At 61.1% G+C, this 13668-nt stretch carries 12 protein-coding genes; 11 read left to right on the plus strand and 1 reads right to left on the minus strand.

All coding sequences use genetic code 11. The features are described 5' to 3' along the window. Positions 1–7 precede the first annotated feature (7 nt). Together ACXHRN_RS02485 and ACXHRN_RS02490 are read left to right on the plus strand one after the other, a co-directional pair. Positions 8–1519, plus strand: coding sequence for an FGGY-family carbohydrate kinase (locus ACXHRN_RS02485; RefSeq protein WP_488639770.1), 1512 nt, complete (start codon positions 8–10; stop codon positions 1517–1519). A 6-nt stretch (positions 1520–1525) separates the two neighbouring features. Further along, positions 1526–2530, plus strand: a complete 1005-nt coding sequence (locus ACXHRN_RS02490; protein ID WP_488639771.1) for a sugar-binding transcriptional regulator — start codon at positions 1526–1528, stop codon at positions 2528–2530. A 20-nt stretch (positions 2531–2550) separates the two neighbouring features. Here ACXHRN_RS02490 and ACXHRN_RS02495 read toward each other — a convergent pair whose 3' ends face one another. Next, entirely contained in the window at positions 2551–3810 is a 1260-nt protein-coding gene (locus ACXHRN_RS02495) for a D-tagatose-bisphosphate aldolase, class II, non-catalytic subunit (protein WP_488639772.1), read from the minus strand. A 113-nt stretch (positions 3811–3923) separates the two neighbouring features. Here ACXHRN_RS02495 and ACXHRN_RS02500 point away from each other — a divergent pair, with 113 nt between their 5' ends. The 9 genes from ACXHRN_RS02500 (at position 3924) to ACXHRN_RS02540 (ending at position 13668) form a co-directional block, all read left to right on the plus strand. Further along, complete coding sequence (locus tag ACXHRN_RS02500) at positions 3924–4709, plus strand: DeoR/GlpR family DNA-binding transcription regulator (protein ID WP_488639773.1); 786 nt, start codon at positions 3924–3926, stop codon at positions 4707–4709. Continuing rightward, positions 4706–5647 carry an N-acetylglucosamine kinase gene (locus ACXHRN_RS02505; protein ID WP_488639774.1) on the plus strand — a complete coding sequence of 314 codons (942 nt, stop codon included), beginning with the start codon at positions 4706–4708 and terminating at the stop codon, positions 5645–5647. Before ACXHRN_RS02500 ends, ACXHRN_RS02505 begins: the two co-directional genes overlap by 4 nt. Position 5648: 1 nt before the next feature. Then, complete coding sequence (locus ACXHRN_RS02510) at positions 5649–6899, plus strand: ABC transporter substrate-binding protein (protein WP_488639775.1); 1251 nt, start codon at positions 5649–5651, stop codon at positions 6897–6899. Then, on the plus strand, positions 6899–7801 hold the full coding sequence (locus ACXHRN_RS02515) for a carbohydrate ABC transporter permease (protein WP_488639776.1): 903 nt from the start codon (positions 6899–6901) through the stop codon (positions 7799–7801). The genes ACXHRN_RS02510 and ACXHRN_RS02515 overlap by 1 nt, the downstream gene beginning before the upstream one ends. Further along, positions 7801–8652: a carbohydrate ABC transporter permease gene (locus tag ACXHRN_RS02520; protein WP_488639777.1), complete on the plus strand. Its 852-nt coding sequence runs from the start codon at positions 7801–7803 to the stop codon at positions 8650–8652. Before ACXHRN_RS02515 ends, ACXHRN_RS02520 begins: the two co-directional genes overlap by 1 nt. A 14-nt stretch (positions 8653–8666) precedes the next feature. Then, positions 8667–9611, plus strand: coding sequence for an SIS domain-containing protein (locus ACXHRN_RS02525; RefSeq protein ID WP_488639778.1), 945 nt, complete (start codon positions 8667–8669; stop codon positions 9609–9611). Between the two features lie 15 nt (positions 9612–9626). Further along, positions 9627–10946 carry an alpha-galactosidase gene (gene melA, locus ACXHRN_RS02530; RefSeq protein ID WP_488639779.1) on the plus strand — a complete coding sequence of 440 codons (1320 nt, stop codon included), beginning with the start codon at positions 9627–9629 and terminating at the stop codon, positions 10944–10946. 286 nt (positions 10947–11232) lie between these two features. Continuing rightward, positions 11233–12288, plus strand: coding sequence for an ABC transporter ATP-binding protein (locus tag ACXHRN_RS02535; protein ID WP_488639780.1), 1056 nt, complete (start codon positions 11233–11235; stop codon positions 12286–12288). Between the two features lie 132 nt (positions 12289–12420). Then, positions 12421–13668 (plus strand): ABC transporter substrate-binding protein, encoded by a 1248-nt coding sequence (locus ACXHRN_RS02540; RefSeq protein ID WP_488639781.1) that lies wholly within the window; start codon positions 12421–12423, stop codon positions 13666–13668.

Here is a 13668-nt window from a genome sequence, read left to right on the forward strand (position 1 = left end):
ACTTCGCATGGCCAAACTCCTCGGTCTGGATTTCGGCACCGGCGGCATTCGCGTTGGCGTCTTCGATCTCGAAACGCGCTCCATGCTGGGCGAGCGCGAGGAGCAATACGAGACCGCCTATCCGCGTCCGGGCTGGGCCGAGCAATCCCCGCTCGATTGGTGGGACGCACTGGGTAGCACCTGCCGAGCGCTGATGCAGGATCTCCGTTCGCCGGAGATATCGGGAATTTGCGTTGCCACCACGGCATCCACCGTTGTGGCCTGCAAGAGTGATGGCACGCCGCTTCGGCCTGCGCTCTTGTGGATGGATTGCCGTGCCGCCGAGGAGGCGGAGCGCAGCGGCAAGTCGAAGAACTCGATCATGGATTATGTTGGCGGCGCCAATGCGTCGGAATGGCTGATCTCGAAAGCGATGTGGCTCGCTGGCCACGAACGCCAAGTCTATGCCGAAGCCGATATCATCTGCGAGTGCCTAGACTACATCAATTACATGCTGACTGGTCGGTGGGTTGGCTCGCGGATGAACGCGACCTGCAAGTGGAATTATGATTCCGTGCGGAAGCGCTTTCCCACGGAACTCTACGCCGAGTTCGGCGTGGACGGACTTGAAGCCAAGCTGCCGCCCGACATCTTCGCTGTGGGCGCCCCGATCGACCGGATCAGCGCGACGGCTGCCGCCCATCTCGGCCTCGACAATCGCCCCATCCTGTCGCAGGGCGGCATCGATGCGCATATCGGCATGCTGGGCGCCGGAACCATGAAGCCGGGGGAAATGCTGATGATCGGCGGCACCTCGGTCGTCCAGCTTTTCCAGCTCGATCGCCAGCGGCCGATGGATGGCTTCTGGGGTCCCTATCCGCATGCCCTGGTCGACGATCACTGGCTGGTCGAAGCAGGCCAGGTCTCTGCCGGGTCGGTGCTTACCTGGTACGAGAAGAACCTGTTCGAGCTCGACGCGGTGGGCCGCATAGCCCTGCGGGAGAAGGCCGCCGCCATTCCGGTCGGTGGCACTGGCCTGCTGACGCTCGACTATTTCATGGGCAACCGGACGCCTTATCGCGAGCCGCTGTTGCGCGGCGCGATCATCGGCCTTTCGCTCGGCCACGATCGGGCGAGCATGTACAGGTCGGCGATCGAGAGTGTTGCACTGGCATCCGCCAATGTGCTGAAGCGGGTGCATGAGTTGGAAGTGCCCGTCGACCGCATCGTCAGTTCGGGTGGCTACGCCAAGAACAGGCTGTGGCTGCAGGCGACCGTTGACGCCATTGGACTTCCAGTCGAATTGCCTCGCGAGGCAAATTTGACCATTATCGGTGCTGCGGCCGCGGCTGCCGCAGGTTCGGGCCTGGTAGGCGATCTGTTTGCCGCCGCCGACGCCGTGCGGCAGGAAACGACCGTCATCGAGCCGGATCTTGACGCACATGTGATCTACAAGCATTTGCTTGACGAATATCTCGAGGCTACAAAACTGCTGATGCCGCAATCGCGGCGGCTGGCCACCAGCCAGCTGGAGGGGTAGGCCGCAATGAAGCCAGATCGGCTGGAACGCGATATTCAGTTTCGCTCGCTCTCCGCCGAGCAGCGCGAACAATTGATGATCCAGGTTGCCAAGCGCTATTATCACCTCGACATGACGATGAGCGACCTGTCCGCCGAGCTGGGCCTGACCCGCTGGCAGGCGAGCCGGTTGCTCACGGAAGCCAAGGAGATCGGGCTTGTGCGGATCGAAATCGTGCCGCATACGCCGCGCTTGCCCGGGCTTGAAAGCCGGCTTGAAGCCGCCTTCGGGCTGAAGGAAGCGGTCATCGTCCCGTGCAGCAGTGATGAGGATGCGGCCCTGGTGCTCGATGCCGTCGCGCGCGCCGCCGGGCAATATCTCTCGGGCTTGGGCAATGTCCCCGCCGTCGGCGTCTCCTGGGGGCGGACAATGACGGCGGTCGCCCGTCGCCTCCCTCCCTATTGGAATGAAGGCGTCGAGGTCGTTCTGCTGAACGGCTCCATGAATGTCCGTTCCTCGGGGCCGCAGACCAACAATGTCGCCGAGCTTTTCGCCAGTGCCGGCAAGGGCACGGCGATGCTGCTGCCCGTGCCCGCCATGTTCGGCCATGCTGCCACCAAAGAAGCGCTGGAGCATGATCCGACCATTGCCGCCGTACTGGATTTCGCTGCGCGCGTCCCGGTCATATGTTTCGGTATCGGCGCCATGGTGCCGGATTCGGTGCTGATCCAGTCCGGTTACGTGTCGCTGGAGGAGCATGAACAACTCAGGCAGAAGGGTGCTGTGGGGGATATCCTCAGCCGCTATATCGACGCTGAAGGCAGGATCGTCGATGCCGAACTCGACGCCCGAACCATTGGCATCAGCTTGGAATCCTGCCGGAATCGTACGCTCTCGATTGGCGTTGCCGCCGGGCTTGCCAAGCGCGATGCGATCCTTTCCTGCCTGCGCGCCAAGTATGTCAATGTGCTGATCACTGACGAGGCGACGGCGCTGGCCGTTTTGGAGTCGAAGCCGCCCTTGAGTTTTTAGAGCACGAGACTCGCAATGCGCTATCCGCAGGCAGCCGCATAGTTTCGGAGCACTCGCGTAATGGCGGCCTGAAGCAGGCCATGCGCCGTTGGCTTGGTCGTTCCCTCCATCACTTCCGGCCAGGCCGATCCGAGATATTGGCTGATCAACGGTTCTGGCAGGCGCTTGTTGCCCAGCCGCGCCAGAAGTCCTGCAACGGCCTGTTGCGCCGTGGGATGAGTCCAGTAATAACGAATCCGGTCCGAGTAGCTGAAATGGCGCTGGATTCGCTGTTCGTCCGTCGTGCCCGGATAGTACCTTTGCCAATGTTGCGGCTCGGCTGTCATGAGAGCTTCCATGGCCGGCTTCAGGTGCGGGGCGCCGCCATTCAGCTCGGCTTCTATCAGATCCAGCCCATAAAGAGCCTCCCGCAGCGCGAATGTCAGGCCCGGTCCGACCTTGAGGATTGAGAACCCGTCCTGAACCAATGCCTTGAGTGCTGCAGGCGTCTGGTAGTCGGTGGAATGGGCTTCGAAAACCAGATGGGGGAGCAGATGCAGGCTTTGCGACAGAGCATGTGCTGCCTGTGGTTCATAGGCGACGACATTCTGGTTGCCGAATTCGACGCCCGGCTGCACGACCAGTCCGACGACGCGTTCGAACGCGCTCTGCAAATTCCGGGTGGCAAAGGCTGCGGCATGGACTTCCACCGTCTCGCGGGCAGCCTCCGGTGATGTCACCTGCAGATGCTCGACCTCTTCGAGCGCGCCGCCTGGGATGGGGACTTCGGTGCCGATGACGTAAACCGGCGGTGTGTGTGCGCTTCGTTCGGCAATAGAGGCCAGGTCTGCCGCGCGATGTGCCGTTGTCTCGTCGTCGAGTGCGATCGGCTCACCCGCGCATCCCATCGAGCAATCGAGGTGGATTTTCTCAAAGCCCGCCGCCGCATAGGCCGCGACCATCGTGCGCGCCTTCTCGATGGCCTGTTCTGCCGGCAGATGTTTCCACGGATTGGGTCCGAGGTGATCGCCTCCGAGAGTGATCTTGCGGGGATCGAAACCGGTTTCAGCGGCGATCCCCTCTACGAACCGCCGGAAATCGACCGGTGTCATGCCGGTGTAGCCGCCGTCTTGATTGACCTGATTGCAGGTCGCTTCGATCAGCACCTGTTGGCCCATGTCCCGCCCAAGCGTCAGCGCGGCGAGGATCACGTCGGGATGGGCCGAGCATACCGACGTGATGCCGGTCGTCTTTCCCTGCCGATGGAGATGGGGGAGCGTGAGAAGAAGGTTCGTGGACACTTTCTGCCTCCAAATGAGAAACTAAACGATCAATAACGATCATTTTTATGATTGACAATGATTCTTTTATGCGGAATGTTTGCGCCATAGTGAACGAATGAATGTGCTTCCAAATGAAAAACGACCGCGCCCAAGCCATCCGCCAGTTTCTGTTTTCGAACGGGTCATCGTCGATTGCGGCTATCGCGCAAGCGGTTGGGGCGTCGGTGCCAACCTTGCGGCGGGATCTGGTCGAGCTCGAAGATATGGGCGTCGTGGTCCGTACCCATGGCGGTGCCCGGCTCGCGGATCAGTTTGAGGTCGAGGTGGCTTTCGAGCAACGTGAAGCACAGTCGCTTATGGCCAAGCGCGCAATCGGCGATCTTGCCTACGAGATGCTGCAGCCGGGTACTTCGGTGTTTTTGGATTCCGGCACCACCGTCCTGCAGCTTGCGCGCAAGATCCGCGTCAATCCGCTGCCCCTCAACGTCTTCACCAATTGCCTGCCTGCGGCGCAGATGCTGATCGATGTCACCGGAGTGAAGGTCACGCTGCTTGGGGGCCAGTTGCGCAAGGAAAACTCTTCCGTTGTCGGGCCGTTGGCCGAGGAGATGCTGCAAGGCTTGTGGTTCAAGCAGTTGTTTCTCGGTGCCGGTGCGATTGGCGATGACGGTGCCATGACGTCAATCGACGAGAACGAGGCTCGGCTGAACTCGGTAATGATTGCCCGGTCGGAACAACGGATTCTGCTGGCAGACGCGAGCAAGTTCGGCCAGCGTCTGACCTATCGGGTAGCGCCATTGTCCGATTTGCAGTCGGTGGTCACCGATACTGCCCTGTCGGCGGAATGGATGGAGCGGATCGCGTCCCTGGGCGTGGGATTGCGCAAGGCGGATTTGCCGAATGGGGCCGCCCAATGAGCTTTGTTCTCGGACTGGATTCGGGAGGGACCAAGACGCTTGCCGCGATCGTCGATGAGAGCGGTCAAGTTCTCAGCCAGTGGACCGGGCCGGGATTTGACCCGATTGCCAGCGAGGGATGGCGTGGCGAGCTTGCCGATGCCGTCAGTCAACTTTGCAACGGCACTCTGCCTGCCGCTGCCGTGCTTGGTCTGCCTTGCCATGGTGAGGTCGCAAGCATCAGCGAGGCGCAGCGCGAGGCGGCAAAGGCCATTCTCGATTGTCCGCATCTGGTGTTGAACGATGTCGAGGTGGCCTGTGACGGCGCCTTTGCGGGCGACGATGGGGTTCTCCTGCTCGCCGGGACTGGCAGCATGGCCTGGGCAAAGGTCGGCGGTAAAAGCCTGCGCGTCGGCGGCTGGGGTGAAGCTTTTGGCGACGAGGGATCTGCCTTCTGGATAGGGCGAACAGCGTTGTCGCTAACCTCGCAAGCGCTTGACGGGCGGAGAGACGCACCGGGCTTTGCAGCGGCAATACTCGACACCTGCGGTGTTGATGCCCCTCGGCTGATCGCCTGGGCCTACGACCAACCGAATGCGCGGGCGCGGTTTGCCGCCTTGGCCGAACGCGTGAGTTTGCTTGCGGAGGCTGGCGATGCGGCGGCGATCAATCTCTTGAGGTCGGCGGCGCGATCGCTCGCCGATCATGGAGAGGCCGCGCGCCAAAGGCTCGGGCAGCCATCGCTTGCCTGGTCTCATGCCGGCGGAGTTTTCCAATCTCGCATCGTTGGTGAAGAAATCGCCCTGCTACTCGGCCGGCCGGTTGCCGCCAAACTGCCGCCGGTGGGCGGGGCGCTCTGGCGGGCGGCCAGGCTCGCGGGCTGGGATACGGGCGCGCAGTTTATCGCGTCGCTCGCCAATTCGCTTCAGAATTTCAAGACCAAAAAAGGGAACACATAAGATGAAACGTCGTACATTGCTTTCTGCCGCCATGGCTCTCACGGTCAGCACCGCGCTCAAGCCGTTCAGCGTTCGCGCTGCCGAGGCGCTCGCTGTCCTGTTGCCGCCGTGGGTCACGCTTCCCAAGGAAATGACGGATAAATATACCGCCAAGACTGGCGGTGCGCTCGATGTCCAGACGCTCGGCTGGGACGAAATCCGAACCAAGATCGTCACATCGATGATGGCCAAAACGGCGCCCGCATCAGCAACCGAAATGGATTGGTCCTGGGTCGGCCAGTTCGGCAGTGCCGGCTGGTACGACGATCTGTCGGGCATTCTGTCCGAGGAGCTGAAAGCCGATCTGCCGACCACCACGATCTTCACCTTCGACGGCAAGCTGATCGGCGTACCCTACAACAACGATTTCCGCGTGCTGATCTACAACAAGGCACATCTGACAAAGGCCGGGATCGCCAATGCTCCGAAGACGCCGGACGAATTGCTCGCCGCAGCCAAGGCGATCAAGGAAAAGGGCATCGCGGAGCATCCGATCGGCCTGCCACTGTCGGCCACCGAGGGTTCGGCTACAGCTTGGTATCTACTCACCAAGGCATTTGGCGGCGATTTGTTCGATGCTGATTTCAAACCGCTGTTCATCGAGCCGGACAGCGCCGGCTACAAGGCGATGGCGTTCGAAATTGCTGCACTCAAGGATGGATTGATCGATCCGGCTTCGACGTCGCTCAAGGACGTCGAGATCCAGGAGCTTTTCAAGTCCGGCAAGATCTCGTTCGATGTCGCCGGCTGGGCGGGCAACCTCGCTGTCTATACCGATCCTGCGAAGTCGCAGGTGGCAGCGGACGCGGCAGCGGCACTCATTCCGAATGTCAGCGGTACCTCGCGCACTATCGGCCTGCCGGGTGCGCTCGGCGTTCCAGTGTCCGCCACCGACAAGGAAACGGCGCATGCCTTCATCAACTGGATGCTCGATCCCGACACAATGGTCGACAACTATGAGAAGCTGGGCAATCTGCCGACCCGCATTTCGGTACTGGCACTGCTCAACAACGACGGCAAGCTCAAGCAGGGCGATGTTCTGATCGAACAGGCCGCGCTGGTGGAGCCATTGTTTGCCGGCGGAACGCCCGGCTGGTATCCGGAGTTTTCAAGTGCCGTCGCCACAAATCTGAATGCCGCTGCCAAGGGGCAGCTGTCCGTGGACGATGCAGTCAAGGCAATCGCGGCCGCTGCTGTCGAGGCGCAGCAGTAATGACCACTGGCTTCATTTCGAAGCGCTTCCTGCTGGGGCGGGAGGCGCGGCTGGGGTTGATGCTTTCCGCCCCGATCATCCTCATCATGGGCGGGCTGGTCATCCTGCCGCTCATGGTGACTCTCTTCGAGAGCTTCTTCCGCATCGAGCCGATGAAGATGGGTACGCCCTTCGTCGGGTTGAAGAACTACATCAACCTGATATTTGACAGCAACGTGCTGGAGAGCTGGAAGAACACGTTCCTTTACGTGCTGCTGGCGGTGACGATCGAGACGGTTGGTGGGCTGGGCGCGGCGCTGGTGCTGCACAAGGCAAAGATCGGGCGAAGATGGCTGCTGGCCGCCGTCATTCTGCCGTGGTGCCTGCCGCCGGTGGTCAATGCGATCATCTGGCTGTGGATCTACAATCCCAGTTACGGCCTGCTCAACGGCCTGCTTCGCTCCGTCGGGATCATTTCCGAAAATCATGTCTGGTTCAATGATCGCTTCACGGGTCTCCTGCTGGTGTCGATCGTGCATGCCTGGCGGATGATGCCGCTAACGGCGATCATCTTGCTCGCGGCGTTGCAGTCGATTCCCGCCAATCTCTATGAGGCCGCGAGGCTTGATGGTGCGACGAAGTGGCGCCAGTTCACGCTGATTACGCTGCCGCTGATTTCGGGCGGGCTGGCGATCGCGCTCAGCCAGTCGACAGTTTTCGCGTTCAACCTTTTCGATGAAGCCTGGATCCTGAATGGCAGTTCGCTCGGCACACGCAGCCTCATGGTTCAGGTCTACATGATGGCGTTCCAGAACATGAAATTTTCGCTCGGTATGGCTCTGTCGATCCTGGCGATGATCGCCTCGCTGATCGTCTCGGCGATCTACGTCCTTCGGGTCTACAAAGAGACGAGGTTCGACTGATGCGCCGTCTCGGATTTTACGCCGCCGTTGCGGTGCTGCTGATCTGGTCGCTCGGCCCGGTCTACTGGTCGCTCGCCACCTCGTTCACACCGCCGAATGCGCTTGTGACCGACGAGCTTCGCCTGTGGCCTGAACATGCGACGCTCGAGCACTACGCCAAGCTGTTCGGCTCGACCTCGACCAGCCAGGGCAATGAAGTGCAGTCGGTCTGGCCGCAATTCTCGCGCGCCTTTGTAAACAGCCTCGTGACTTCGCTCGCGGCGACGTTGCTGACGGTGATCATCGCGGCCTTCGGTGCATGGGCGTTTGTCCGCCTGCGTTTTCCCGGACGCGATATCATGTTCGTGGCGATCGTCGCAACGCTTGGCGTTCCCGCCTACACGGTGATGATCCCGCTTTACCGGATCATGATCGGGGCCGGTCTCGTCGATACCTATCTCGGCGTGACGCTCATCTATATCTCGGCATTCCTGCCGCTGGCACTCTGGTTGATGCGCAGCGTCTACCAAGCGATGCCACTGTCGCTGGAAGAGGCGGCATGGCTGGATGGGGCGTCAAAACTCTACACGCTGGTTCGCATCGTGCTGCCGCTTGCCGGCCCCGGTCTGGTGGCCACTGCGATCCTGACATTCCTGTCCGCTTGGGGCCAGTTCATGGTGCCGCTGGTGTTTTCGCCGACATTGAGCACCAAACCCCTTACTGTCCTCATCCCCGAATTCGTCACCCGCAACTACGTGGATTACGGCCTCATGAATGCGGCCGGGATCGTGGCGATCGTACCGCCCATCCTGCTGGTGATCTTCCTCAACCGCTTCCTCGTGCAAGGCCTGATGGCCGGCGCAAGCAAATAAAGGATACGCATACAATGAACCTCACCGAAAAAGTCATCAAGGAACAGTTTCCCTTCTGGGAAAAGGCGCTTGTCCAAGAACTGCCCCCAGTGCCGGGCAAGACGGTTGTCGTCGTCGGTTGCGGCACATCCTTCTATCTCGCGCAAAGCATCGCCGTCGCCTTCAACCAGAATGGCCGTCAGGCGATTGCCGTTCCGGGGGCGGAATGGGCCGTGCGGCCGGGCGATTATCTGGCCGACCTATCCGACATTTGCGTCATCGGCATTTCGCGTTCCGGCACCACCACGGAAACCGTGCAGGCCGTGCAGGCCTCGGCCAGAGCCGGCATGAAGACGATCGCGATTTCCTGCGAGCCGGACACGACGATCCTCGCCGCGGCCGATACCGGCGTCTATCTCGAAACGCATAAGGAGGAGGGCATTGTCATGACCGCATCAGCCTCCCTCATGCTGCTGGCAGGATTGCGGATGGCGGGCGTCAAGCTCGGCTCCGTCGGCGAGGCGCAGGCTGCATTGGCCGCCGCCGAACAGGCCGTTCCCCTCATCAAGGACCGCTCGCACTTCGTCTATCTCGGTGCCGGCGTACTCTATGGCATGGCGACCGAGGGCTGCCTCAAGTTGCAAGAGATGTCGATCACCTTCAGCCAGGCCTTTCATCCCCTGGAATACCGGCATGGTCCCATCAGCCTGATCGATGACAAATCCGTCGTCGTTATCCTCTATTCGCCCAAGACGTTGGAAGACGAGAGCAAGGTGGCGCGCGACGTCCAGGCCAAGGGCGCGCACGTCATCGGGCTTGGCGGCCCCGGCGACCTATCAATCCCGCTTTCGCAATCCGGTGCCGCACGTGCGCTTGAAGTCCTGCCCGCCCTGCAGATTCTGGGAGAGCGGGTCGCCAACCAGAAGAACATGGACACCGCCCAGCCGCGCCACCTGAGCAAAGTGGTCGTTTTGCAATAACGAGGGAGCCCAGCGATGGCCAAGATCAGTCTTATTGGTGCCGGCAGCACCGTCTTTGCCCAGAACATCCTGTCGGATGTGCTGTCCAACCCTGACCTCGCAGACAGCGAGATTTCGCTGATGGATATCGATGCCGAACGACTGTCGACATCGGAGATCATGGCGCGACGGATTGGCGACACGCTGGGACTGAAAGATCTCAGGATCACCTCCCACACCGACCGACGCGCGGCCATGAAGCATGCCGATTTCGTTGTCTTGATGATGCAGGTCGGGGGCTACAAGCCGGCGACCGTCGTCGACTTCGAGATTCCCAAGCAGTTCGGCCTGCGGCAGACGATCGCCGACACTTTGGGCGTCGGTGGCATTTTCCGCGCCTTGCGCACCATTCCGGTGATCTTCGACATCGCCCGCGACATGCGCGACGTTTGCCCGGATGCGCTGATGATGAACTACGTCAATCCGATGGCGATGAATTCCTGGGCGATGGCAGAGGCATTTCCGGATATCCGCTATGTCGGCCTGTGCCACTCCGTGCAGGAAACGTCGGGCTATCTGGCACGGTCGCTGGGCGAGGATATCGCGGATGTCGATTTCCGTTGCGCCGGTCTCAACCATGTCGCCTTCTTCACCAAGTTCGAGAAGCGCCACAAGGACGGCAGCCGCGAGGATCTCTATCCGCGCCTGCGCGCGCTGGCTGCAAGCGGCACCTACGACAAGGACGAGGCGGTACGCTGGGAGACCATGAAGCATTTCGGCCACTTCGTCACCGAAAGCTCGATCCATTTCAGCGAATATACGCCATGGTTCATCAAGCGCGGCCGCGAAGACCTGCTCAAACAGTACCAGCTGCCACTCGATGAATACATCACCCGCTGCGAGGAGCAGATTGCCGACTGGCATGTGCTGCGCAAGGAGCTTGAAGACGCCGGCAGGCCGCTCCAGGTTTGCCGTTCCAACGAGTATGCCTCTGCGATCATTCATGGCATGGTTACCGGCACGAATTATTTGATCTACGGCAATGTCCGCAACGATGGCCTGATCGACAACCTGCCGCGCAATGCTGCCGTCGAAGTGCCGTGCCACGTCGATCGCAACGGCATCCAGCCGGTTCGGGTCGGCTCGGTGCCGCCGCAACTCGCCGGCATCATGCGCATGTCGCTGAATGTGCAGGAACTCACGGTGCAGGCAGCGCTGACCGGCAAGCGCGAGCACATCTATCACGCCGCAGCACTCGATCCGCACACTGGCGCAGAGCTGTCGCTCGATGAAATCCGCGACCTTTGCGACAAGCTGATTGCCGCCCACGGCAATTACTTACCCGCCTATCACTAAGGAGGTGTGAGCATGGTCTTTACGGCTGTATTCAGGGCGAATGGCCTGGCTCCCTCTTCTCCCCAGCGGGGAGAAGGTGGCCCGGAGGGCCGGATGAGGGGGTGCCGCACGGCACATCGTTCATTGCCGTCTTCCCATGCCACACCGTCGCCCCCTCATCTGTCCTGCGGACATCTTCTCCCCGAGGGGAGAAGATGGAGCCTGCAGCCAACTCTTGCTTCACATCACCCCGAGCAGTCGGGTCCAGTGCTGTCTAACGCACTCGGCATGCTCTGAGAGGAAATTCATGGCCCAGGTATTACTCCGCGATCTCAAGAAATCCTACGGCAACGTGCCCGTCATGCATGGTGTCGATATCGAGGTCGCCGATGGCGAGTTCGTGGCACTGGTCGGGCCGTCCGGCTGCGGAAAGTCCACGCTGCTGCGCATGGTCGCTGGCCTCGAGGACATCAGCGGCGGCACTATCTCGATAGCTGGAAGGGTCGTCAACGACGTCGAGCCCAAGGAACGGGATCTCGCCATGGTGTTCCAGAACTATGCGCTCTACCCGCATATGACGGTGCGTGAGAACATGGGATTCTCGCTGAAACTGCGCCGCTCGCCCAAGGCGGAGATCGATGTGCGGGTCGCCGAAGCGGCCGGCATTCTCGGCCTCGGCGAATATCTCGACCGCTATCCGAAGCAATTGTCGGGTGGCCAGCGCCAGCGTGTAGCAATGGGCAGGGCGATCGTGCGGCAGCCTGCCGTGTTCCTGTTCGACGAGCCGTTGTCCAATCTCGACGCGGCGCTGCGCGTGCAGATGCGCGCCGAGATCCGCGCATTGCACGACCGGCTGCAATCCACCTCAATCTTCGTGACCCACGACCAGGTCGAGGCGATGACCATGGCCGATCGCATTGTCGTGCTGAGGGCAGGGCGGCTGGAACAGGCCGGTGCACCGCTCGATCTCTACGACCGGCCGGCCAATGTTTTCGTTGCCGGCTTCATCGGCTCGCCGGCCATGAATCTGCTCAAGGGACAAGCGCAAGACGGCCGCATTTCCCTCTCGCCAACGCTATCGGTGCCGCTACCGGTTACTGCCAGCGGGCCGGTCGTCTGGGGTGTGAGGCCGGAGCATCTCGATCTCGTCCCTGCCGAAACAGAAGGCGCGATCGGATTGCGGGTGACTGCGGTGGAAGGCACAGGCCACGCCACTTTCGTCATGGGCAAGGTGGACGACATTGCCGTCACCGCGCTGTTTACCGATCGTCCCCGGCTGTCCAAGGGTGACATCATTCATCTCAAGCCTCGCACCGACAAGCAGCACGTTTTCGCTGCAGCCAGCGGGGGCCGCATCGACTGAACCGGAATTTTGGAGCTTCAGGCACAAGAATAATCAGCCGAAGCGCCGGAAAGCATAAGGAACGATCCATCTCCCAGGCACGGTCCGGAGGAAAGGGCCGCGGCACGGGACCAGAAAAAGGGAACCATTGCCATGAGAATGCTGAACGCTACCCTGCTTGCCGTGCTGCTCTCGGTCACTGCTGCGCGCGCCGATACCGAAATCACCTATCAGTTCTGGGGCAGCCCGCAGGAGGCCAGTGCCTGGAACGCTGTCGCACGGTCTTTCGAGGCCGATCACCCCGGCATCAAGGTCAAGGTTGAGGTCTCCGACTGGGACAGCTACTGGGAAAAACTCAAGGTCAAGATGGCGGGTGGCTCGCCACCGGATGTGTTCGCCATGGATGCACCGCTTTACCGGGACTGGCAGTCGCGCGGCGTGCTGCTCAATCTCAAGCCGTTTATCGACAAGACACCCGGCCTGCTCCATGGTGTCTACCCGATCACGCTGAAAGCCTATGAGACCGCCGACGGCTACTACGGCCTGCCGCGCGATTTCCAGACCATCGTCCTCTACTACAACAAGGACATGTTCGACGCTGCCAAGGTCGCCTATCCCAATGACAGCTGGACGTGGGACGACCTGCGCAAGACCGCTGCCAAGCTCACGCTCGACAAGAACGGCGACGGCAAGACCGATCAATGGGGTTTCTGGGCCGAAGCCTATGACATGGAGCCGCTTTGGGGCGCGTTGGTCTGGTCCTTCGGCGGCGAGGTTCTTGACGCCGACGCCGGCAAGACGCTGATTTCGTCGCCTGAGGCGACAGCTGCATTTCAATTCCTTTCCGACATGTGGTTGACCGACAAATCCCTGCCGACCAGCCTGCAGCTGCAGCAATATGGCACCGACGGGTTCTTTGCGGGCATTTCGGCCATGGGGGTTTCGGGCCATTGGTCGGTGCCGGATTATGCCCCGCAGACCTTCAAATGGGACATCGCGCCGATGCCGAAGGGACCGGCGGGCCGCGCCACTTCGGTGAACTCGGCAGGGTTCGTCATCGCCAAGGACAGCAAGCACCCTGACGAGGCCTGGGAATTCGTCAAATATGCCATTGGCGACAAGGGGCAAGCCGAGCTTGCCAAGGTGGGCCTGGCCATTCCGGTGCGCAAGTCGATCGCCGAAAGCCCGGCTTATCTCGATCAGGCGACCAAGATCGATCATTCGCTCTACGTCAAGGCGCTCGACTATGCGCATATGAAGCCCGTCTTCAAGGGCTATGACGAATGGTCCAGTGCCGTGGGTGATGCGCTGAACATGGTCTGGTCGGGAGAAATGTCGGTCGCGGATGGACTGGCCGAAGCTGTCGCCAACGGCGACGAAGCGCTGGCGCGGAACAAGTAG

Source organism: Shinella sp. OV683 (genome assembly GCF_057787725.1).